The sequence below is a fragment of the Pseudomonas sp. FSL R10-0399 genome (genome assembly GCF_009600165.1).
Lineage (GTDB): Bacteria > Pseudomonadota > Gammaproteobacteria > Pseudomonadales > Pseudomonadaceae > Aquipseudomonas > Aquipseudomonas helleri.
This window is the reverse complement of record NZ_WIWK01000298.1, coordinates 1-494: the sequence shown is the minus strand read 5'-3', so window position 1 is coordinate 494 and position 494 is coordinate 1. Positions and strand designations below refer to the sequence as shown.

Sequence of the window (494 nt, the reverse complement as noted above, 5' to 3'; positions counted from 1 at the left end):
GAATACGTTCCCGGGCCTTGTACACACCGCCCGTCACACCATGGGAGTGGGTTGCACCAGAAGTAGCTAGTCTAACCTTCGGGAGGACGGTTACCACGGTGTGATTCATGACTGGGGTGAAGTCGTAACAAGGTAGCCGTAGGGGAACCTGCGGCTGGATCACCTCCTTAATCGACGACATCAGCTGCTCCATAAGTTCCCACACGAATTGCTTGATTCATTGTAGAAGACGATAACTGCAGAGTTACTCTGTGGTTTTTCTGTCGTAAAGCTTAGAAATGAGCATTCCATCAAACGATGGTGAATGTTGATTTCTGATCTTTTGATTAGATCGTTCTTTAAAAATTTGGGTATGTGATAGAAAGATAGACTGAATGACACTTTCACTGGTGTTTATTCAGGCTAAGGTAAAATTTTTGATTCTCTTAATTGAGTGTGCGAATTTTCGGCGAATGTTGTCTTCATAGTATAACCAGATTGCTTGGGGTTATATG

At 43.5% G+C, this 494-nt stretch carries 1 rRNA gene; it reads left to right on the top strand.

Annotated features, from left to right (window positions below):
- Positions 1-170 (top strand): 16S ribosomal RNA (locus tag GHO41_RS29525); the annotation flags it as partial.
- Between the last annotated feature and the right edge of the window lie 324 nt (positions 171-494).